Here is a 22,776-nt window from a genome sequence, read left to right on the forward strand (position 1 = left end):
GTTCTACGCAAGATCTTGACGAAAAAACTTAAGCTTAATAGGCACCATCTTTGGCAATAACAACTTTGGCGGTTTTAAACAAAATAGCAATGTCATACCACAACGACCAATTTTTAACATACCAACTATCAAAATAAATCCGATTTGCATAACTGGTATCGTTGCGACCACTCACCTGCCATAAACCGGTCATGCCTGGTTTGACCATCAAATAATATTCTACATCATCGTGATAACGTTTAAGCTCTTCCTCAACAATTGGGCGGGGTCCCACCAGACTCATCTCGCCTTTGAACACATTCCAAAGTTGCGGTAACTCATCCAAACTTGTTTTACGAATAAACTGACCAATCGACGTAATACGAGGGTCATTTTTAAGTTTAAAATCTTTATCCCATTCAGCTTGTGCCTGCGGATCATTGGCAAGAAGCTCTGCTAATACCGCTTGCGAATTGATCACCATTGACCGGAACTTCAAGCATTTAAATGCTCGTCCCCGATAGCCTATCCGCTCATGGCCATAAGTAGCTGGGCCGCCATCACGGCGAATTTTGCATGTAAGATAAACAAACAGGGGCGAAAATAAAATCAACAAAATGGAAGACACTACAATATCGAACGCACGTTTTACCATTTTAGATGAAATACGGGCCAAATTATTACGCAAGCGTAAAATCATCACTTCATGGCTAAAAAAATGCGACATATCAGTGCCATAGAGTGGTACACCACGCAGTGAGGGAATCACTGAAATATTATTCACGCCACGCGTGGATAAACGACGAATCCAGTTATCACGGAGATCACGCTGCCCCTCTTCAAGCGCCACATAAACTTTTGCTTTATTGACGCAATATTGCCAATAATCTTGTACACGAATAAGTGGCACATTTTGTACAGGACTAGTTGATGCAAGGTCATCGGGTGCCACAAATGCCTGAATGTGCATGCCCATCAGTTTTTCACTCGCAATCGCTTGGTAGGCATCTAAGGCATTATCACCACAGCCAATAATCACACACGGCACTTGCCAGCAACCCATTTTATCTAACGCAAGTTTCGTCAATGCTCGACATAACGGAAGTAAAAACAGCACCAGACCCCATAAAAGTAACCACTCAAGACGGGAGAAATCTTGCTTGGCAAAAGCCAATGAGGCCACATCAAGCAAAGCCATGACGCTAAGGGTTTGCAGTACTTCGCGCAGCTCACTCCAAAAAGGCTTGCGATAAGTGTAATGGCGCAATTTTCCCCAAAACCACAATACCCCCACAAGAGCAAGCCCCATTAAGAAGAAAGATCGAGCAATTCCCACGGCAGAACCATAACCGCCCGCTAATGGAAAAACAGACGTTCCTCGCAACCCACCCACCGCATAGACCAACAGTGCGGCCAAAAACATCGCCAGCAGATCGCTGCCGATCAATGCAAGTTTATTGACAGTTGCGCGGTAGCTTTGAAACTGCTGCCAGTTAGGTTGATCAATCACTTGAAGTTGCCCCATCTATTCATTGCTCCGTTGGTTGGCAAGCGAGGTCTATACGTAAAACTAATATTAGTTTAGTTATGGCGTAGCAATGCCAGTATTTCAGCCGTTTTATCACGCATCAGTGCACTATTTTGACGTGATTCTACATTTAAGCGTACGACGGGCTCTGTATTAGAGCTGCGTAAATTAAAGCGCCAATCAGCAAACTCAAGGCTAATGCCATCGGTTTCATCCACCACCAAGGCATCATTTTCATAGGTCGCGCGAACGCGTGCAATGGCAGCATCTGGTTCGAGCAATTTCGAGTTAATTTCACCGGATGATGGATACGCGGCAATGCGTGCTTTCACCGTCTGCGATAAAGTGAGCCCTTTCACACAGAGTAGTTCAGCGACTAACAACCATGGGATCATGCCGCTATCACAATAACCAAACGTTTTAAAGTAATGATGGGCACTCATTTCACCCCCATAAATCGCATCTTCAGCGCGCATTCGTTCCTTAATAAACGCATGCCCAGTTTTAGACATCACTGGTACACCACCGGCTTTTTTAACCACATCAATCGTGTTCCAGCTTAACCGTGGATCATGAATAATCTTCGCGCCAGGCTGCTTTTGCAAAAACGCTTCAGCCAATAGACCCACGATATAATAGCCTTCAATAAATTCGCCATGCTCATCAAACAAGAAACAGCGGTCAAAATCACCATCCCAAGCGATGCCAAAATCAGCTTGATGCTCAAGCACGGCTTTCGATGTATCCGCACGATTCTCAGGCAATAATGGATTAGGGATCCCGTTGGGAAAGCGACCATCGGCTTGATGGTGTACCTTCACAAAGGTGATAGGCACGTTTAAAGTGGCAAAGCGCTGCTCGAGCGCATCAATCACATGACCCGCCGCACCATTACCTGCATTCACCACCAATTTAAGCGGCCTAAAATTATTCGGGTTGATATAACCAACGAGGTGGTCGATATAACGGGTTAAATTATCCGTTAATTGATAATTGCCACGCAGGGCCACTGGCGAAAAGTCATTGGCTTCGGCTAACGCTTGAATGGTTCTAAGGCCCGTATCACCACTAATAGGACGCGCCCCTTCGCGTACTAGCTTCATTCCATTGTAATCCATCGGATTATGACTGGCTGTCACTTCAATGCCGCCATCAACGGGTAGCGACTGCGCTGCATAGTAGATCTCTTCAGTCCCCGTCATACCGATATCGATCACATCGACGCCGCCATCCATCAGACCATTCGCCAAAGCTTGTTTTAAAGACTCAGAGCTCAACCGCACATCGCCCCCAACCACTATAGTTTTGGGGTGTAAGTGCTCGGCATAGGCACGGCCAATGCGATAAGCAATATCGTCGTTAAGCTCATGACCTAACTGGCCACGAATATCATAGGCTTTAAAACAATGTAACTGACTCATTAATACCCTACTCCATCAACATCAAGGCGGACGATATCATCTTCACCTAAATAATTACCACTGCGTACTTCAATAATCTCTAATGGCACTTTACCGGGGTTCTCAAACGAATGCGCCGCTCCAATCGGGATAAACGTGGATTCATTTTCACTCACCAAGTAGGTTTGTTCACCATTTCGGACCTTAGCCGTCCCCGATACCACCACCCAATGCTCGGCGCGATGAAAGTGCTGCTGCAAAGCGGTTTTTTGCCCGGGCTTCACCACCACCTTTTTAACGTGATAACGTGCGCCTTCTGCGATGGCATCATGACTGCCCCAAGGGCGAAAAACTTCACGATGGCGTAAGTGTTCGCAACGCCCATCTGCTTTTAAGCGATTCACAATCTGTTTTACCTGCTGCACATTGTCTTTATGAGCCACCAATACCGCATCTTTGGTTTCAACCACGACCAGATCATCCACGCCTACCGTGGCCACCAACCGATCTTGTGAATAAATATAGCTATTATGGGTCTGTTCAAGCATAACATCGCCACGAATTGCATTACCTTGAGCATCTTTATTAGTCACCTCCCAAAGTGAACTCCAACTGCCCACATCACTCCAACCCGCATCCAGCGGGATCACTACAGCATGTTGAGTCGGTTCCATCACCGCATAATCAATCGATTCATCGGGACAGGTCTCGAACGCTGCTTTATCTATGCGAGTAAAATCAAGATCATGGCTGCTGTTCTCAAACGCTGCTTGGCAAGCAACTAAAATATCAGGGCGATGCGCGTTAAGCTCTTGAAGATACACAGAAGCTTTAAATAAAAACATCCCGCTATTCCAAAGGTAATCACCACTTTGCAGATACCGCTGAGCAGTTACCAGATCAGGTTTTTCAACAAATTCAGCCACTTGATAGCCACTGCCCATGGCAGCACCCTGACGAATATAACCATAACCGGTGTGCGGCTCCGTTGGCACAATACCAAAGGTCACCAACTGCCCTTGTGCGGCCAAAGACTCTGCTTGTTGAACCGCATCGACAAAACGCTCAGGGGATTGAATGACATGATCCGCCGCTAAAACCAACAACAGCGGGTCGTCACCGTCAGCAATCGCTTTTAATGCCGCTAAGGCAATCGCAGGCGCAGTATTGCGACCCACCGGTTCAAGTAAAATGCCGCTCGCGGTTATATGTTGCTGGCGCAATTGCTCGGCGACAATAAAGCGGTGTTCTTCATTACAAATAAACAGCGGCACGGTTTTTTCAAGGCTGGATAAGCGAGAAATAGTGTCTTGTAACATCGTTTGCTGGGAAACTAACGATAAAAATTGCTTAGGAAAAGCAGTGCGAGACAATGGCCATAAGCGGCTGCCATTACCGCCACACATAATAATAGGAAAGATATTCTGCATAAAAGACAACTTAGTTAATTTTCTTATAAACATAAAAATTTATAGGTAAGTTAAAAATATTATCGCTAACAAAATTATTTTTTCCAATAACTTTATTAACTCCATATTTTACTATTGATTTAAGTGAGTAATCACCGAAATTAAAAATAGGACTCTTAGATTTAAACAAAAGCCTATAGTGTGCATCAAAACTTTTTGGATTAAATTCTTTTTGAGAGAAATTACCAACTACAACCAAATCCTCTTGGGTGATTTTTTGTGGTTTTAGCTGGTGAAAAACAGAATATGGTGAACTATTGTAAACCTTAGCTTTCCGCAAAATATTATTATCCACTTCATCAGTTTTTAAATCATATTTTTTAGTGCTTATATTTTCCGATTGCATAAATTCACCAAAACTATTATACACTTCAACACCTGTATTTCGATTAACTCCATAAAGAAAAATGCCGACACGCACAGGTTTTCCATCTAAATATTTTTTCAAAAAAGAAACTGTTTGTTGAAAATTATTTGGAACATTTTTCCATACTGAAAACTGATGGATTCCAAAAGGAATCGCTGAAAAAATAGCTAGAAATAAAAACCCTCCTAAGCAACTAAAAAACAACTTTGGATATATTTTTTTTATTATATTTAAATTATAAGAAACACTAAAAAAAGCATATAGGTACAAAGGCATCAAATAATAAGGAGAATAAATATTCAAAACAATAATAGCCAAAAAATAACCTGCAGCAGATAAAGCCATTGAATCGAACATAGCATTAACACGATCTCTTTTTCTTATTAAGAGATAAATTCTAATTATTAAAAATGGGATAAAAAGGCATAGTATAAATGGATTAGTTAAAAAAAACAAACTTGAGTTTTTTAGATGAACAATCCATTTATTTATAGTAAGTTGACCATAATAACTTCCATCATGATTCTGAAAAATAACAAAATAATATATCAACAAGAAAATTAAAGAGGATAACATCCATAATACATCCAACGGATTTATTTTCTTATAACCTTTTTTATAGTCAAATAATAAATGGAAAAATGAAAAACCACCAACTAGAATAAACATTGGCTCTTTATAATACAGTGATATGTTAGCACATATAAGTGACAAGATACCATAAAACCAATTTCTATCACTTTTATAATAAAACTGAATATAGAAAAACAAGGCAATTGTTAAAAAAAATAAGGCATCTCTTTCTGGAACGAATAGACGTAGAAATAAATTAGCCATCCCACCAATAAATGAAACGTAGATAATAAATAAATAAACTCTCCCTCTAAAACTCCCTCCAGTTAATTGTTCTTCTATTTTAAATAAAACAATAGCGAAGATGATATACTCAAGAGAATTCCATAGATAAAAAGCAACGGGCGAATGGGACACAAAAGAAATTAAATTATATTCTTGACCGTCAAGTGGGTAAAAACGTCCTATTTCAGGAGATAAAAAAAATGGAATAGAGTGACCAGAAAACACTGTACTTAAAAATATATGATCATCTATTAAACCAAAACTTGCTCGATAGACAATAAATAAAGAATAAATCGTTATAAAAATATATAAAAGATAATTCATTTTAACTTTAAACATCTACTGCCCCCTTAAAAACCCAATATTTGGATAGTAAAAAACCAGCCACTACGTATACAATACCTGACAATATTTGCGATAGATAAATATTGACTCCGCCAAGCCGAATTAATGAAATAAATATAGATAAATTCACGAGATAAGCAACAAGCATGCTACCGATAAATTTAGGTAATTCAACTCTATGAGCCTGAGAGCTTTTAAAGCTAAATTTTTTATTTAAAAAATATGAACAAAAAAAACCAATAACATACCCTAAAAGATTGCTAACCTCCGGATTAACTTTTAAATAAAATAAAGAAAATGTGATACCATACCCCAAAATAGTGTTAATCACCCCTATTAACCCATATTTAATAAAATGTATCATTCTATAGTTTTCTCACAAACAAAACGAGGTCTTCTTTTTGTTTCCTTATAAATTTTACCAATATATTCGCCTACTATTCCTAAAGATAATATTTGCACACCACCAATAAAATAAATAGGGAGTACAGTAGAAGCCCAACCAGGAATAAAAGAATTAGAAAAACAAGCTATAGATAATACATATACCCCCATAACAACACTAAATATAAATACAAAAAATCCGATAAAAGTAATAAATCTAAGTGGAACAATACTAAATGAAGTTATTCCGTCAATAGCAAGTCCTAGCATTTTACTTAATGTATATTTCGACTCACCAGCAAATCTATCATAATGAGCATAGTAAACATAGTCCGTTTGAAATCCTATAAGGGTTACTAAACCTCTTAAAAATAAATTTACCTCTTCAAATTTTAAGAGAGATTTATTAGCATTATTACTCAACAGACGAAAGTCAGCATGATTTTTAATTATTTTCACCCCCATGAAATTCATTATTTTATAAAAAAACAATGCTGTTAATTTTTTAAAAAATGAGTCTACACCTCTATCATTTCTAATACCTAGGACAACCTCGTTACCTTTTTTATAGCTAGCCAAGAATTCTTCAATTTTATTTTCATCTTGTTGCAAATCAGCATCAATTGAAACCATACAGTCACATTTATTTACAACAAATTCCATGCCAGCTAATAGCGCATATTGATGTCCTTGATTTTTAGATAGTTTAACACCTTTAATGTAATTGTTTTCTATAGATGAAGACTCAATTAAACTCCAAGTTTCATCTTGGCTTCCATCATCTACAAAAACTAAAAAACTATCATTATTTATAATTTCTGATTTTTTATATTTATCAATCAACTGACTTAATCGAGAAATAGTTTCCTCAATCCCATCTGACTCATTAAAACAAGGAATAACAATTGCCAACAAAGGAATAGTATTCTCATTCATGTTACTTCACTCCAAGTTAAAACCAGCTGCTAATTTAAAAGTCATTTTTATTTGACAACCAAACTAAATATATTGCGCTCTAAAATAGTAAAAACATCATCGACATTTATTGCAATTAAAAAACATTCTGTAAATAGTATAATTTTATTAAGTACTTATTCCTTCCCTATAAATATAATATAATTTATGTTCTCTATCATATTCAGCTGACTAACTTCATAGAAATAATAGTGGTATACAAAAAACAAAGTAAACTTATAGAAGCTTTAATTATTAGGGTAATTATTAAAAGTAATAAAAGTTGAAAATTTTTCTTTTCTCTTATTTATTATTAGCATTTCCATACTCTAATATTGACAATACTTGAGTTAGTGATTTTCGCCAATAAGGCATTTTAATGTTCCATTCATGAGCAATTAATCTACAATCGAGCACAGAGTACAGAGGTCGTTTAGCAATGGTGGGATATTCATCTGTATTAATCAATCGGATCTGGGGAATATTCTCAATACCACCTTGTTGATTTGCTTCATCAAAAATGACTTGGGCAAATCCATGCCAACTTGTAGCCTGATCACTACAATAATGATAAGTTCCCCATGATTTATGACCTGACTGAATCTGGATAATCATCTGTAGGATTGCGTCAGCTAAATCCCCCGCATAAGTTGGACAACCATACTGATCACCAACCACCTTTAGTACGGGGTGAACATTGGCTAACCTCAGCATTGTTTTGACAAAATTATTGCCATACTCACTGAAAACCCACGAAGTACGAATAATAATATGTTCAGCCAATGCAGTCTGAACAGCTTTCTCCCCAGCTAGTTTAGTTGTTCCGTATACGCTTTGTGGATTGGTTTCATCCCCGACTTTATAAGGAATTGTCATTTTTCCATCAAAAACATAATCAGTGGAAATATGAATCAGTGGGATAGCAGCCTTTTTACATTGTGACCCCAAATATCCTGCCGCCACTGTATTCACCAAATATGCGATATCTTTCTCAGATTCAGCCTTATCCACAGCAGTATACGCAGCTGCATTGACCACAACATCCGGCTGAAACTTATCAAAATAATAAGAAATAGCTGATTTATTTGTGATATCTAATGAACTTTGATCAGGAGCTTGCCACTCATGGCTAGTATTTTTTAAACGATCTTGCAGACAGCGACCTAACTGTCCATTACCTCCGGTTACTAGAACTCTCATAATTGACAAAACTCTTTAAATGAAGGGGCCTCTAAATCTTTATCAGAAAGGTTCAAGTTATCCAACAAAGGCCAGTTAATAGAAATATCTGGGTCATCCCAGGCTATTGAATCTTCATCAGATGGATCATAATAATCGGTGCATTTATACTCAAAGTCAGCCGTATCAGAAAGCACGACGAAACCATGAGCAAATCGAGGTGGAACCCAAAACTGTCGCTTATTTTCTTCAGAAAGAGTAACGCCAGTCCACTGACCAAATGTCGCAGACTCTGGGCGAATATCAACGGCAACATCAAATACTTCACCGCTAACAACTCTGACTAGCTTGCCTTGAGGTTTCGTTTTTTGAAAGTGCAAACCTCGCAATACACCTTTCGTTGAACGGGAATGATTATCTTGCACAAATGGTTGAATAATCCCTGCTTCATCGGCGTAGCGTTTCGCTTGAAAAGTTTCTAAAAAAAATCCTCGATGATCGCCAAAAACCTGCGGCTCGATAATAACACATCCATCTAACGTCGTTTGAATCACATTCATTACTTATAACCACCTAAAACTTTATATAAATACTGGCCATAACTAGTCTTTTTTAATGCTAGAGCTTGTTGTTCAAGTCCGGAATCGTCAATCCAACCTCGCCGATAAGCTATTTCTTCTAGACAGGCCACTTTAAGGCCTTGCCGTTGCTCGACTGTTTGGACGAATTGACCAGCTTCGAGCAATGAGTCATGAGTCCCCGTATCTAACCAGGCAAACCCGCGCCCTAAAACTTCAACATGGAGATCGCCCCGCTTAAGGTATGCGTTATTAATGTCGGTAATTTCTAATTCACCTCGGGGAGAAGGCTGAATATCCTGAGCAATTGCCACCACATTATTGTCGTAATAATAAAGCCCGGTGACTGCATAGTCTGATTTAGGTTTAATCGGCTTTTCTTCAATACTTAAGACTTGACCTTTAGCGTCAAATTCAACAACGCCAAAGCGTTCCGGATCATTCACATGATAGCCAAAGACAGTAGCTCCTTTTTGGCGTTCTGTGGCACTTAACAATTTATCGGAGAAATGTTGCCCATAAAAAATATTATCACCTAATACCAAACAGACATTGTCTTGACCGATAAAATCAGCTCCAATCGTAAATGCCTGAGCCAAACCATCCGGGCGAGGTTGCACCGCATACTGTAGGTGCAAACCAAATTGAGAGCCATCACCAAGTAGTCGTTGAAATGACGGTAGATCGTCTGGAGTTGAGATCACTAACACGTCTCGAATACCACTGAGCATCAACACCGAAAGCGGATAATAGATCATCGGCTTATCATAAATGGGTAACAGTTGCTTAGACGTTCCCATAGTAATAGGGTGTAAACGAGTTCCTGAACCGCCAGCCAAAATAATCCCTTTATAGTTAGCCATGCTGCTCTCCTAATCGGCCTAACTTATAATCTCCAGAAAGTACGCGTTGCCACCATGAACGGTTATCAAGATACCATTGCACCGTTTTACGCAACCCTGTTTCAAAATTTTCTTGAGGCACCCATCCCAGTTCATTTTTTATCTTAGTAGGATCGATCGCATAACGGACATCATGTCCCGGACGGTCAGTAACAAATGTAATCAAATCGCGATAATAACTCACACCGGCTGGTTTTTGCTGTACTAACTCTTCAAGTAACTTACAGATAGCTTCAACCACTTCAATATTTTGTTTTTCATTGTGGCCACCAATATTGTAAGTTTCTCCAACCGTACCTTGGGTTGCCACTGTATATAGAGCTCTGGCATGATCTTCAACAAAAAGCCAATCGCGAATTTGCTTGCCTTCACCATAAATGGGGAGTGGCTTGCCGGCCAGTGCATTCAAAATAACATGAGGGATTAACTTTTCGGGAAAATGGTAAGGGCCGTAATTATTTGAACAATTCGTCACAAGGATTGGAAGACCATATGTTCGCCCCCATGCACGCACTAAATGATCAGAGCTCGCTTTACTCGCCGAATAAGGTGAACTTGGTGCGTAGGGTGTTGTCTCGGTGAAGAAGTTTTCAGTGCCATCTAAATCACCATAAACTTCATCAGTAGATATATGATGAAAGCGGAACTTTTTTTGACGCTCTTGCGCCATACCTGTCCAGTATTCCCGAGCAGCTTCAAGCAACTGATAAGTGCCAATGATGTTCGTTTGAATAAACTCACCCGGTCCCTCAATAGAGCGATCGACATGACTTTCTGCCGCCAGATGCATCACTACATCAGGCTGGTGATCTGTAAAAACGCGTTTAATCTCTTTACTATTACAAATATCAACTTGCTCAAAAAAATAGCCTGTCGTATGTAAATTCTTAGGAATAGATTCCAAATTACCCGAATAAGTAAGTTTATCCAAATTTACAACATCATGCTTCATAGAAATAAGCAAACGAACTAGTGCACTACCAATAAAACCTGCACCACCTGTTACTAAAAATTTCACACCGCCCCCTTAGCGTACCTTCTGCGACCAATACGCTTTATGCATACTCAGCTTTGGTCGTAAATATTTAGGAATTTTTTTAAAATTCTTCCCTAACTTGTAACCAATTATCTTACATAAATTTGTAATACAAGCTCGAGGAATCCATAGCGGGGCATTCTTAATTAGATATTTAAATTCAGAGATAATGAAACGCTTCCCCTCTCCACCCGCACCGCCAAACTCTTGTTGAATCCAAGATTCTGTTGCATGAAAAACTCCAATGTCGAAGTATCGCTTAAATTCTTGCCAAGGTGTATAGTTATGAGAATGTTTAACGCATGCATTCCCAGCGTAGGCAACTTTATATCCAGCCAGAATAATTCTTGCAGCTAAATGCATATCTTCAGACAAAATAACATCTTCAGGAAAGCCGCCTAGTTCCTTAAATACAGAAGCGCGATATGCTGTGAAAGAATTAGAAACAAATGCCGTTTTAATACCATATTTTTCTATATCAGACTTACTCATAACCCGTGTTGATGATGGGTAATTAAATAATCGTGCATGTTTTGCCAATGGATTTGCATCATCATGGGGTAGTTGACGTCCACATACAGCTGCCACATCTAAATCTTTAAATAAATACAAAAGATTCTCAATGCTATTGGGTGTATAAAGTAAAGAATCTTGCGTAAGAAATATAACTACATCTCTATTATCATGCCATTTTTCAAATGCACAATTTCGGGTTCCCCCATGATTAAAATCAGCTGGAGAAATAACTTTAGTATGAAAATCGAATATCTGACTGACATCAATCGTACTATCTTTAGATGATGAATCAATGTTGCAAACTGAAATATCCACACCTTTCTGCTGCTTAATTGACTGACACCAAGATTTCCAAAAAAAACCAGCATTTCTTGTAGGAACAATTACTATTACTTTCATTAAAAAACCACGTAGAATTTAAACAATAAAGTCAATCAAACTTATCCAATCACCGAAAACAAATTTGTCATTTTCGTCTTGATTAATATCTTTTTTATAATTGTTAAATAACACTTTATTTTTCAATATAAAATTAATCATAATTCTGGCTAGAGCATGTGCATCGTTAGATTCAAATAGAATAACTTTATCATAACCAGCAATAGTTTCTTTAGTATACTTCTCATTGGCAAGAATCATCGGTTTATTATAAGCCTTAAATTCAGAAATAGGTAGTCCCCATGTTTCCAATTTAGATGGAAAAATCAACACATCACATTGATTATAATAATCAAAGACTTCTTCTCGAGACATCAAGCCGCTAAAAATAATATTTTTGACAGTTCCATATCTATTATATAATTTATTTGCGTAGCGATTTTCATAGCCATCTACTGTAATCAGAACACTAAAGTTAAAGTCACCTGAACTTTCAATTATCTTAACTGCCTCACATATAACTTCAAAATTTTTGAAAACTCTCGGATATGATGGGTAAAAAAATTTAAATGATTCATTAGATTCAAATTCTCTAGGATTTTTACAACCTTTAATATTGTCTAAAAAATCATTGGCAGGCTTAGAAACAATAACATTATTTATATTAAACCTTTGTTCAAATTCCTTCTTTATCCAAACTTGTTGAACTATAACATGATCATTTTTTTTTATATTAATCGAGTATAAACTCGAATAGAACAATGTAAACAATCCAAATTTCCAATCCAAAAAAAAATCAGTCCATTTGAATTTATAAAATGGTGAAGGATTATGACAATATGTTATAAGTTTTTTTGTCTTTACATTGGGTGTTATATCATGCATTGAAATCCACAGATCTGATTTTATTTTTTTTGATAAAAAATAAAACCAAATATATTCATAAAACAGACGTAAAAGCCATGACTTTTTAGACTTAGGTATTTCTATATATGTAATTTTTTCATCTTTATTTTTAAATAATTTTTTTGAATTCACAATAGCAAATATTTTTATATTATCTTTTTTTGATAATTCCAATAAAAAATCTTCATATATAGATAATATTCCTCCTGATGTACAATTTTGACCTGATATCACTACTACTTTTTTTTCCACAATCATAACCTCCTTTTAGGTTATTTTAAATTTCTAGGTTTTAAAAAGAAAAATGTTAAAAATATAAAAAAACCAGGAGAAAAATAGCCATATCCTCTAAACAAAAATTCATAAAAGAAAGAGAACATAAATACTGACTTTATAAAGCGATATTTTTCAAATGTACTTCTGATATTTATCATATGATATTTTCTACATCTTCTATTTGCCTTAAACATAAAATTAATTAAGAAAACAACATATGCCAAAAATATTACAATACCTACTACACCAAATTCAGCGATCATTTTAGCTGCAAAAAAACCACCATCAAATTGATTTACCAGTGAACCCTGCATTATTACAGATATGAGGTGAGAATATTTATTAAACACCGTCCCACTTAATCCTAAATTTTGAAAACCTAAACCAAAATAGTAATTTTTCATATAATTATCTAATGCAAAATAGATACCTTGAAAATATACCAATGTAGTGAGATTATTATTTTTAATAAGATCCAATCTATTTGAAAAATACTTCACATTATATATGACATAAATCAATAAAATAAAATAAGTAGACACCAAAAAAATTAAAGCTATTAAATACTTACTCTTCCTAAATCGACATAAAAAACACCAAAAACTAACACTTGTAACAATTAAGAATGATAAACTTGGGAAATAAATAGAAAAAAACCCAGATAAAGATAAAAAAAGCAGGACATTTTTAAATTTACCAATAAAACTATATGCAACCATAATAGGGGCAACAGCTAAAACGAAATGGCTCTGTTCTACAAATGGAAAAACTTGTTTCCTATATATTGCATATTTTCCAATATCTATTGGGAGAATAACTGAAATAAAAGCTAATATAAAGAATAAAGTTAATGACCATTTACATACATATTCAAAATCACTATGTTCAATTTCTTTTATAGCAGAAGAATAAACATAAGCCACAAAAAAATAAAACAATAATGCAAACACAGATAACTGTTTATTATTCGTAGTATTAAAAAAGAAGGAAGTAGAAAAATCAAATAAAATAAAAATAGAAATTAAAATAAAATAAAATAATTTATTTCTATCACAATAAATGTTTTTATTTAAAATAATAACTAAAAAAAATGCACCCAATGTTGCCAGCATAACACCGATTGCTAGATTGCCATATAAACCTAGCGTCAATTCTGAAACCATTGGATAAATTAAAAAAATATAAAATAATTTTATTAAATTAACAGAATTATTACTCTTCACTTAACAGTCCATTTTTTATTTTTTCTTAACAAAACCCTTAAAAAATCAATCACTTTATAAATATATTTTTTAGGAATAAAAATATATAGTAAAATTTTTAAATACACCTTCAACGATTCTATCAATGAATGGAAGAAGGGTGGTGAAATATCTAATATTTTATTTATTTTTTTTATTTCACAATGAACTCTATAAATATTTTTAAAATCAGAAGAGACTCCACCAAGAACCATTTTATCAATTAACAAATCAATATAAAGAGGCGACTGACTCATAATAGATTGCATTAATAAATAACTATCTGCCGCTATTTTAAAACAGGTATTAAATTGATTATATTTATAAAAAACCGATTTATGGTGAAAAACTTCAGGATGCATTGGAAGCATTAACCGACCTCCTTGCCATCGATTTTTCATATTACCCCAAGGAATTACTATTTCTTCAATCAAATCATGATTCACTTCACTAACTATCTGTATATTCCCATAAACCAATTCATATTTTGGGTAGGCGCCTACTAAATAGAAACTTGCATCACACATCATCTTAGAACTAGCTAGCTCATCACCAGCACCAATAAATTGAACCCATTCACCTTTAACATATTTAAGTGCTTTATTCCAAGCATCATATATCCCTTCATCAGACTCACTAAACCAGTAGTCGATCACATCTTCATTCTGCTTCAAAATTTCAACAGTATCGTCTGTCGAACCACCATCAGCTATAATCCATTGTATATTTGCATAGGTTTGAGATCGTATAGAGTTAATGGTCCAATGCAAATCTTTGGCAGCATTAAAAGTAGATGTAATAATAGCAATAAGGGGCTGAGATTCAGTCCCCTGTTTATAACCATAAAGTAATTCCCGGCCACCTTCTAAACGTACTTGAACCACTTAAATACCCCGTAGCGCTTTTTGATGTTTACAGAACCAAGAGTAAGCATCAGCTAAACCGATTTCTAAACCTATTTGAGCATGCCATCCCAATTTTTTCAGCCGACTTACATTCATTAATTTTCTAGGCGTACCATCCGGTTTACTGGGATCGGTATTAACCACACCTTGATAACCAATGACTTTAGCAATGGATTGGGCTAACTGTAAGATACTACAATCTTGCCCTGTACCCACGTTAATATGGCTAAGCATCGGTTGTGTATGTATCTGATAGGTCGTTTTATCCAAATTCATCACAAATACACTTGCCTTGGCCATGTCATCTACATGCAAAAATTCACGTTTAGGTGTACCTGTCCCCCAAATAACTATCTCTGGTTGTTGGGCTTGTTTTGCTTCATGAATTCTTCGGATCAAGGCTGGTACTACATGACTATTTTCAGGGTGATAGTTATCACCAGGGCCATACAAGTTTGTCGGCATCACGCTGCGATAATCGACACCATATTGCCGATTATACGATTCGCACAGCTTAATACCAGTGATCTTAGCAATAGCATATGGCTCGTTGGTCGGCTCTAGATAACCACTTAATAAAGCCGCTTCACTCATTGGTTGCTCCGCCAATTGGGGATAAATGCAAGATGAGCCCAAAAATAGTAACTTCTTCACACCATGAGCATAAGCTTGATGGATCACGTTGGTTTCGATCATTAAGTTGTCATAGATAAACTCAGCGGGGTATGTATTGTTAGCATAAATTCCCCCTACTTTCGCTGCAGCCAAATAGACTTCATCTATTTTATTTTCATCAAAAAAACGAGTGACAGCATTTTGATTACGAAGGTCGAGTTCTTTTGAACTTCGAGTAATAATTGAGCAATCACCTAGTTTTTGTAGCTGACGCACAATTGCACTGCCCACCATACCCTGATGTCCTGCAACAAAAATTATTTTATTATTTTCTGACATGACTAACTCTCTATAGCAATTGGAACATCAAAGCCATTAGCTTTCATAAACGCATGCTGTTTTGCTGCTTTAAGATCTTCTGAAACCATTTCAGCACACATTTCTTGAACAGTAGTGCTAGGAACCCAGCCTAGTTTATCTTTTGCATGACTTGGGTCTCCCAACAAAGTTTCTACTTCAGCAGGACGGAAATAACGAGGGTCCACTTTCACAATAACATCGCCAATATACAACCCAGGAACACTATCACCAGCAATATTCTTCACGATTGCTACTTCTTCCACACCTTTGCCTTTAAACTCAAGTTCTATACCAAGCTCTAAAGCACTCCAAGTGACAAACTGTCTAACCGAATACTGTTTGCCAGTCGCAATCACGAAATCTTCAGGTTGCTCTTGTTGCAACATTAACCACTGCATTTGCACATAATCTTTAGCATGCCCCCAATCTCGAAGCGAATCCATATTTCCCAAATAAAGACATTTTTCTAGACCTTGAGCAATATTCGTCAAGCCACGAGTGATCTTACGAGTAACAAAAGTTTCTCCTCGCCGAGGAGATTCATGGTTAAACAAAATACCATTACAAGCATACATACCATAACTCTCACGGTAATTGACCGTAATCCAATAAGCATAAAGTTTTGCTACCGCATAAGGAGAACGTGGATAAAATGGTGTTGTTTCTCGTTGTGGCATCTCTTGCACCAAGCCATAAAGCTCAGAAGTTGAAGCTTGATAAAAGCGAGTTTTTTTCTCTAACCCTAAAAAACGAATCGCTTCAAGTAGCCGCAAGGTCCCCATGCCATCCACATCAGCTGTGTACTCAGGCGAATCAAATGACACAGCCACATGCGATTGTGCACCTAAGTTATATACTTCATCAGGCTGAATCTCTTGTAAAATACGCGTCAAATTAGAACTGTCCGTTAAATCCCCATAGTGAAGCTTTAACTTCGGATTTTGCTCATGGGGATCTTGATACAAATGATCAATACGCTGTGTATTAAGAGAAGATGCACGGCGTTTAATACCATGTACTTCATAGCCTTTCTGTAATAAAAATTCAGCCAAGTAAGAGCCGTCTTGACCTGTAATACCTGTAATAAGTGCTTTTTTCATAAAACCCTACATAATTCACGATGTTTTGATTAACGAGAAAAATCATTACTATTTATATGCTACAAACATTAATTATTGTCTTTATCAAAAAACTCCAACAAAAATATTCATTTTTATACTTTATTTTTCCATCCAGAGAGAACCAATTAACATATCCAAAGTTTACATTTATATTAGCTAGCCTACTAACTTCAATGTTTTTCTTAATATACTATTTATAATTCAAATCAAATTCGTAAAAATTAGTTTTTTCAAAATTTTCTAATTGTATTCACATTATTCGTAGCAATGATAAAATTCTATACTTTAACTTGCAATGACATATGTATGCTACCCACTCTCAACATGCTCGGGATCCATATCCATTCCTTAAAATATCAAATCGATCTAATTCCAAATATTCATTGGCTAGTCGGAATACGTCTCGTAGGCAAAATAGCCTCTTGTGTAATAAAAACAGGAAGAGCAAAAGCGACTCATAGTTAACATAAACTTCTATAGACATAAAATCGTATACATCTGTCGTCTTCCACGGATCAAAAGGCAGAAATTTCGGCACTCTTTTCGACAACTATCCCACCAGTTAGCGGTTCCTAAAGCCATTTTCTAAATACAGAAAATAGAGTCTTAGTGATTAATTAAGAGTTGGAGGACCCTCCCAAAAAATTCCCCCTACCTGATGCAATTCCCACTCTAAGTGTACAAAACAAGCAAATTAAAAAGGTGGCCATCTTAAATATATCTAAAGCTGTACCTGGCTATATAAATTTTTGATAATGAGAGTTCTGATAAGAAAGTACTATCTTGTCAACTTAGTATAAAAAACAATGTTATTTCCTATAAGAACTCAAATCTCTTATAAAAATTAAATTTTGATTAGATAACTTCCTTACTAAAAAGTCCAAATAGTCTAAAAGCAACTGAAACTAGGTCATCTACAATTTAAGATATCAAAATAAATTAAAATTTTACAATACCCAGCCCAACGTCCTCCTAGCAAGTACAACAAAAATTTATCTATTGCTAGATGGAGTCAACAAATTCATGTAAGTGGTTAAATATTTTTTAGCTATGACATTAGTATCAAAACAGCTTAAGGATTTTTCTCTTCCGTCAACCCTTAAAGCCTCAAATTCACAAGTAGAAGCATTTAACACCCAATTAATACCACATGCTAAATCTTCAGAAGAGAAAGCTTTCGCTTTGTAACCATTCACTTTATGATCAACAATGTCTATTGGCCCTGTGGCATCGAAACAAACTACAGGAGTACCGGAACTCATAGATTCCACTAATGTTTTGCCAAATGCTTCTTGTATACTTGGAGCAACAAACACATCTGCTATTGAATACACAATATTCAATGCAATATTATCGTGTAAGTATCCGAATTCATGAAACTCAAATCCAGTTTTTTTAATTATATCTTGATCTATTTTACCAAAAAAACATAAAAAAACATCATCTGCATTTAAATATTTCAAAGATTCCAAAAAAAATGAAAATCCTTTATAAAAATCATTAATATTTGTAGCACCACATAAAACTATCTTTTTTGATGTATTTATTCCTAACAAGTGACGCGATTTTTCTTTATCTAAAAATTTAAAGTAAGAACAATTTACATTATTGGAAATAGTTTCATAAGTACATCCAGAAAAGATTTTACTTTTCTTTGCAACATCAGTCATCCATTTTGAAATACCAACAACATGCACAGTATTTGGAAAATATTTTAACTTTCTCCTATATAAAAAATAGCTTAAATCAAACGGAAAACTACTAGCTAGCTGAGGACAAGCACCACAACCTGTTGTGTATAATTCACAGTCCAGAGAATAATGACAACCTCCTGTTATCGGCCACATATCACGCAATGTCCAAACTATAGGCTTATTAATCTTTTGAAGAATTTTGGCATTCAAAAAACCATCATTAACCCAATGCAGCTGTATTATATCTGCATTTTTATACATATCAGTTTTGGTAATATCAAAGCCGACCACACCGCAACTAAATATGGTTCCACTTCTTTTTCTATAAAAACTCAATAATATTCGATCTAAAAAAGATCTTAGTATACTTTTAACTCTTTTCCATTTTGTATTTGAAATACTACAAACTGAATTATCATTTAAATCTTTACTGCTTGTGTTTAAAATGTGAGACTTCACACCAAGCTCTTTAAGAGCTTGGTGAAGCCAATATGCCCCTCTCGCAGCCCCCCCACTTAAATCTCCGGAAACAATATGTAGCACATTGATATCATGCTCCTGCGCTTCAATGTTTTCAGTATCTAAAATATTCATAACTGAAGCTCTAAGGGAAATTTTTCCAGCCAACATAAAAAAACAAAAACCAACCAGTCACTTCTTTTTAATTTTTTAGATATCACTCGTTTCCTTAAGTCTGTTAAATAATCAAGCAAAAAGATATCAGAGGCTAATTTATTATGGACAACTGCTTTAAAATGATCATTTAACACTCCATTCATCCAATTAGAAAATGGCATTTCAAAACCTGTTTTTTCTCTCTGCCATACCTCTGCAGGGATAATATCTTTCACACTATCTACAAAAACTGATTTGAGCATCCCATTACGCACCTTGAAACTATCGTCTAGGCTAAAAGCAAGCTCTACTAGCTTGTGATCAAGTAGTATAGGACGAACCTCTAAGGAATGAGCCATACTCAGCACATCATTATCTCTAAGTAAAGTATTTAACATATATTTATCTATCTCAGCTTTACTTATTTTTTGAAGTGAAGAAAGATGCGTGGAGAGTTGAAAATCATTAATAGGTAGTTTTTTTTGTAAAACCTTACTCAAGTCTTTGTGTATAGTTCGTTGCTTGTATAACGCTACCGCTTCATCTTCTCCTACAAAATCATATTTATTAGTAAACCTATTCGGCCGTAAGTGATTTAATTTTTTACCTAAAAAAGAGACAAATCCTCTTTTTTGCTGAGCATATTCACTAACAGCTTTAAAATGAGGATATCCTGCAAATATCTCATCTCCTCCTAAACCACTTAAAGCTACTTTAATATCTTTTGCTGTTTCAAGACTTACTATATATGTATTTATGCCGTCTACACTTGGTTGATCGATACTAGTAACAAAATCATCAAAAATATTTTTAATATACGCATCATCAATTTTAATATTATGATGTTTACATCCTAGTTTTTTTGCCGATCTTGAGGCTATATCAGTCTCATCTTCTATATTTATTTTACTTTTAAAGCCTACACTGAAAGTATTTATCTGTTTGCTGCTATAATGATTCATCATAGCCACAACTGCGGTAGAATCCACACCTCCACTAAGAAATGCACCCACGTCTACATCTGCCACCATGTGGTATTTTGTAGCTATCTCTAGCTCTTCTCGCACTTTAACTACGGCTTCTTCATAACTTTCTATTTTAGGCAGTTTCGCCGACTCTATTACATAATCATAATAACGCTTTATCTCATGAGTTTTATCAAGCTTAACTTTCATACTATGCCCAGGCATAAGCTGATGAACACCATCTAAAATCGTACTTGGTTGATTGACAGAACCATATTGAAAGTACTCACCGATAGCCTCTAGTGAAAGCTTTTTAGAGATAATATTCGAAGTTAAAAACGGCTTTAATTCAGAGCTAAAAATAAACTGCCCGTCCAAGAAACTATAAATAAGTGGCTTAATACCAAATCTATCTCTTGCTAAAAAAAGCTCATTTTTATGTTTATCATAAATACAAAATGCAAACATTCCTCTGAAATGTTTTACACATTCCTCACCCCATTGCATGTAACCTTTGAGAACGACTTCAGTATCTGAGCTAGTGCTAAAGCTGTACCCTAAAAGGATAAGCTCTTGCTTTATCTCTTTATAATTGTATATCTCTCCATTGAATACGAGCACACAACTATTACTTTCATCGCTCATTGGTTGATGTGCATGATTTGAAAGATCAATGATAGAAAGCCTTGTATGCCCCAAGACTAGACTTTCAGTATCATCATAATAGATGCCACTACCATCAGGACCTCTATGATGCAGCTCTTTTGAAAAAATAGTTTCTATATTTTTGTAATTTTTTCCTAAACTACCATATATGCTGCACATTTCAATTCCCTAAGATTTCTTTAAAATCGTCTACGTATTTTTCACAAACTTTTTTCCAAGTTAAATTATTCCTAACATACTCTTTCTGTTTTTTAGATATAATTTCATATGATTTGCTTCTGACCATATCTTCAATCATATTAGTTAACGCGACAGTATTACTGACTTCAAAAACTGTTTCAGAACTAATATTTTTTATAATTTCACTTATTCCGCACCCTGTTGAAACTAAAGCCGTTACACCACACCCCATAGCTTCAAGTGGAGCATGACCCCAAGTTTGATTCTCATTTGGAAAGACAAAAAGGTCAGAGGACAAATACATATCATACATTTCATCATCATTTTTTGGAAAGTCCAAGTTTACTTGTACATTTTTACTTTCAAAAACTTCTGAGTATTTTTCAATACACCATTCGTAATATGAATTATCAGTAATAGGTGAACTTATATAAATGAATAGTTTTTTCTGTACATCTACATCTAGTTTCGTATACATGTCAAAAATATCGTGTACTCTTCTATAGTTAACAAATCTCGTTAATGAGAAAATAACAACCATATCGTCTGATAAATTAAACCGCTCTCTAAATTTATTTTTTTTAGAATAGTCAAGAATCGTTTCAGGAATTCCTCCCCGTCTAATGAGTGGATTTTTTCCATATAATTTATGATATCTTTTTGACATATTATCATCTAGAACCGCTATTTTATCTACAAATTTATTAATAATATATTTGTCATATTTAAAGTAAATATTTTTAAGCAAAAACCTTCGTAAAATAGAGCTTTTATGATCCTCTTTCCATTCGAGAAACCACTTTTCTATAGTGTCATAGCAAAACCAATAAATTGGAGTATTTTTTATTTTTTTATACTTTATGGCGGCATATACAGACAAAGGTTCTTCATGAGTAAAAAGCAAATCATATTCGATTTTATTATCTATAATTAACTCTGTTACTTTTTTTGAACTTTTATTAACTAAATACAAAGAATACAAATAATCAATTCCAAAAGTATTAATTATTTTTTTAACAATTTTATATTTACTAAATGATTTTATATATTTTTTAAAAAAATTATTTTTTGGAGATATTTTGATTTCGTTATCTTTACGAGTATATATTTTCTGAATATTTAAATGCGAAGTTAATTCAGGATAACATAAATCATCATTATACTCGTAACAAAAAACATCCACCTCTACCCCTAAGGATTTTAAATTATTTGCTATTTCTAATACATACCTTTGCGAACCGCCTCGATCATTTAAATGAGAATGAATTAAAGCTATTTTCATTTAAAACTCACTCCACTAAAGAATACAATATAGTTCAACTTGAAATCTAGCATATTTAAATCTCTCTCGAAAGTAAA

Annotated in this window: 19 protein-coding genes; all 19 read right to left on the minus strand. The window is 35.3% G+C overall.

The window, feature by feature from the left end; translation table 11 throughout:
- Positions 1-34 precede the first annotated feature (34 nt).
- The 19 genes from wbaP to ABUE30_RS05460 all read right to left on the minus strand — a co-directional run bounded on the left by wbaP (position 35) and on the right by ABUE30_RS05460 (position 22,699).
- Entirely contained in the window at positions 35-1,504 is a 1,470-nt protein-coding gene (gene wbaP / locus ABUE30_RS05370) for an undecaprenyl-phosphate galactose phosphotransferase WbaP (protein WP_408622680.1), read from the minus strand.
- A 56-nt stretch (positions 1,505-1,560) separates the two neighbouring features.
- On the minus strand, positions 1,561-2,928 hold the full coding sequence (cpsG, locus tag ABUE30_RS05375) for a phosphomannomutase CpsG (RefSeq protein ID WP_408622681.1): 1,368 nt from the start codon (positions 2,926-2,928) through the stop codon (positions 1,561-1,563).
- Positions 2,928-4,337: a mannose-1-phosphate guanylyltransferase/mannose-6-phosphate isomerase gene (locus tag ABUE30_RS05380; RefSeq protein ID WP_408622682.1), complete on the minus strand. Its 1,410-nt coding sequence runs from the start codon at positions 4,335-4,337 to the stop codon at positions 2,928-2,930. The genes cpsG and ABUE30_RS05380 overlap by 1 nt, the downstream gene beginning before the upstream one ends.
- Before the next feature lie 10 nt (positions 4,338-4,347).
- Complete coding sequence (locus ABUE30_RS05385; RefSeq protein ID WP_408622683.1) at positions 4,348-5,940, minus strand: hypothetical protein; 1,593 nt, start codon at positions 5,938-5,940, stop codon at positions 4,348-4,350.
- Complete coding sequence (locus tag ABUE30_RS05390; RefSeq protein ID WP_408622684.1) at positions 5,933-6,310, minus strand: GtrA family protein; 378 nt, start codon at positions 6,308-6,310, stop codon at positions 5,933-5,935. Before ABUE30_RS05390 ends, ABUE30_RS05385 begins: the two co-directional genes overlap by 8 nt.
- On the minus strand, positions 6,307-7,266 hold the full coding sequence (locus ABUE30_RS05395) for a glycosyltransferase family 2 protein (RefSeq protein ID WP_408622685.1): 960 nt from the start codon (positions 7,264-7,266) through the stop codon (positions 6,307-6,309). The genes ABUE30_RS05390 and ABUE30_RS05395 overlap by 4 nt, the downstream gene beginning before the upstream one ends.
- A 321-nt stretch (positions 7,267-7,587) precedes the next feature.
- Positions 7,588-8,484, minus strand: coding sequence for a dTDP-4-dehydrorhamnose reductase (gene rfbD / locus ABUE30_RS05400; RefSeq protein WP_408622686.1), 897 nt, complete (start codon positions 8,482-8,484; stop codon positions 7,588-7,590).
- The gene (rfbC, locus tag ABUE30_RS05405; protein ID WP_408622687.1) at positions 8,481-9,023 is read right to left on the minus strand and encodes a dTDP-4-dehydrorhamnose 3,5-epimerase; all 543 of its coding nucleotides are present in this window, start codon (positions 9,021-9,023) and stop codon (positions 8,481-8,483) included. The genes rfbD and rfbC overlap by 4 nt, the downstream gene beginning before the upstream one ends.
- A complete protein-coding gene (gene rfbA / locus ABUE30_RS05410; protein ID WP_408622688.1) occupies positions 9,023-9,904 on the minus strand; it encodes a glucose-1-phosphate thymidylyltransferase RfbA in 882 nt (293 codons plus the stop codon). Before rfbA ends, rfbC begins: the two co-directional genes overlap by 1 nt.
- On the minus strand, positions 9,897-10,961 hold the full coding sequence (rfbB, locus tag ABUE30_RS05415) for a dTDP-glucose 4,6-dehydratase (protein WP_408622689.1): 1,065 nt from the start codon (positions 10,959-10,961) through the stop codon (positions 9,897-9,899). The genes rfbA and rfbB overlap by 8 nt, the downstream gene beginning before the upstream one ends.
- Positions 10,962-10,970: 9 nt before the next feature.
- Positions 10,971-11,894 (minus strand): glycosyltransferase family 2 protein, encoded by a 924-nt coding sequence (locus ABUE30_RS05420; RefSeq protein WP_408622690.1) that lies wholly within the window; start codon positions 11,892-11,894, stop codon positions 10,971-10,973.
- Positions 11,895-11,912: 18 nt separating this feature from the next.
- Positions 11,913-13,031: a glycosyltransferase gene (locus ABUE30_RS05425; RefSeq protein ID WP_408622691.1), complete on the minus strand. Its 1,119-nt coding sequence runs from the start codon at positions 13,029-13,031 to the stop codon at positions 11,913-11,915.
- A 20-nt stretch (positions 13,032-13,051) separates the two neighbouring features.
- Positions 13,052-14,278 carry a hypothetical protein gene (locus ABUE30_RS05430; protein WP_408622692.1) on the minus strand — a complete coding sequence of 409 codons (1,227 nt, stop codon included), beginning with the start codon at positions 14,276-14,278 and terminating at the stop codon, positions 13,052-13,054.
- Positions 14,275-15,180 carry a glycosyltransferase family 2 protein gene (locus ABUE30_RS05435; RefSeq protein ID WP_408622693.1) on the minus strand — a complete coding sequence of 302 codons (906 nt, stop codon included), beginning with the start codon at positions 15,178-15,180 and terminating at the stop codon, positions 14,275-14,277. Before ABUE30_RS05435 ends, ABUE30_RS05430 begins: the two co-directional genes overlap by 4 nt.
- On the minus strand, positions 15,181-16,155 hold the full coding sequence (gene fcl / locus ABUE30_RS05440) for a GDP-L-fucose synthase (protein WP_408622694.1): 975 nt from the start codon (positions 16,153-16,155) through the stop codon (positions 15,181-15,183).
- 2 nt (positions 16,156-16,157) lie between these two features.
- Positions 16,158-17,276: a GDP-mannose 4,6-dehydratase gene (gene gmd, locus ABUE30_RS05445; protein ID WP_408622695.1), complete on the minus strand. Its 1,119-nt coding sequence runs from the start codon at positions 17,274-17,276 to the stop codon at positions 16,158-16,160.
- Between the two features lie 1,013 nt (positions 17,277-18,289).
- A complete protein-coding gene (locus ABUE30_RS05450; RefSeq protein WP_408622697.1) occupies positions 18,290-19,585 on the minus strand; it encodes a glycosyltransferase family 4 protein in 1,296 nt (431 codons plus the stop codon).
- Positions 19,582-21,396 (minus strand): asparagine synthase (glutamine-hydrolyzing), encoded by a 1,815-nt coding sequence (gene asnB / locus ABUE30_RS05455; RefSeq protein ID WP_408622698.1) that lies wholly within the window; start codon positions 21,394-21,396, stop codon positions 19,582-19,584. The genes ABUE30_RS05450 and asnB overlap by 4 nt, the downstream gene beginning before the upstream one ends.
- 1 nt (position 21,397) lies before the next feature.
- Complete coding sequence (locus ABUE30_RS05460) at positions 21,398-22,699, minus strand: glycosyltransferase family 4 protein (protein WP_408622699.1); 1,302 nt, start codon at positions 22,697-22,699, stop codon at positions 21,398-21,400.
- Positions 22,700-22,776 lie beyond the last annotated feature (77 nt).

Source organism: Celerinatantimonas yamalensis (assembly GCF_046054155.1).
GTDB lineage: Bacteria > Pseudomonadota > Gammaproteobacteria > Enterobacterales > Celerinatantimonadaceae > Celerinatantimonas > Celerinatantimonas yamalensis.

Excerpts from the sequence above, each read along its gene's own strand:
- wbaP (WP_408622680.1), bottom strand. The coding sequence starts at position 1,504 with ATGGGGCAACTTCAAGTGATTGATCAACCTAACTGGCAGCAGTTTCAA.
- cpsG (WP_408622681.1), bottom strand. The coding sequence starts at position 2,928 with ATGAGTCAGTTACATTGTTTTAAAGCCTATGATATTCGTGGCCAGTTA.
- ABUE30_RS05380 (WP_408622682.1), bottom strand. The coding sequence starts at position 4,337 with ATGCAGAATATCTTTCCTATTATTATGTGTGGCGGTAATGGCAGCCGC.
- ABUE30_RS05385 (WP_408622683.1), bottom strand. The coding sequence starts at position 5,940 with ATGTTTAAAGTTAAAATGAATTATCTTTTATATATTTTTATAACGATT.
- ABUE30_RS05390 (WP_408622684.1), bottom strand. The coding sequence starts at position 6,310 with ATGATACATTTTATTAAATATGGGTTAATAGGGGTGATTAACACTATT.
- ABUE30_RS05395 (WP_408622685.1), bottom strand. The coding sequence starts at position 7,266 with ATGAATGAGAATACTATTCCTTTGTTGGCAATTGTTATTCCTTGTTTT.
- rfbD (WP_408622686.1), bottom strand. The coding sequence starts at position 8,484 with ATGAGAGTTCTAGTAACCGGAGGTAATGGACAGTTAGGTCGCTGTCTG.
- rfbC (WP_408622687.1), bottom strand. The coding sequence starts at position 9,023 with ATGAATGTGATTCAAACGACGTTAGATGGATGTGTTATTATCGAGCCG.
- rfbA (WP_408622688.1), bottom strand. The coding sequence starts at position 9,904 with ATGGCTAACTATAAAGGGATTATTTTGGCTGGCGGTTCAGGAACTCGT.
- ABUE30_RS05420 (WP_408622690.1), bottom strand. The coding sequence starts at position 11,894 with ATGAAAGTAATAGTAATTGTTCCTACAAGAAATGCTGGTTTTTTTTGG.
- fcl (WP_408622694.1), bottom strand. The coding sequence starts at position 16,155 with ATGTCAGAAAATAATAAAATAATTTTTGTTGCAGGACATCAGGGTATG.
- gmd (WP_408622695.1), bottom strand. The coding sequence starts at position 17,276 with ATGAAAAAAGCACTTATTACAGGTATTACAGGTCAAGACGGCTCTTAC.
- ABUE30_RS05450 (WP_408622697.1), bottom strand. The coding sequence starts at position 19,585 with ATGAATATTTTAGATACTGAAAACATTGAAGCGCAGGAGCATGATATC.
- asnB (WP_408622698.1), bottom strand. The coding sequence starts at position 21,396 with ATGTGCAGCATATATGGTAGTTTAGGAAAAAATTACAAAAATATAGAA.
- ABUE30_RS05460 (WP_408622699.1), bottom strand. The coding sequence starts at position 22,699 with ATGAAAATAGCTTTAATTCATTCTCATTTAAATGATCGAGGCGGTTCG.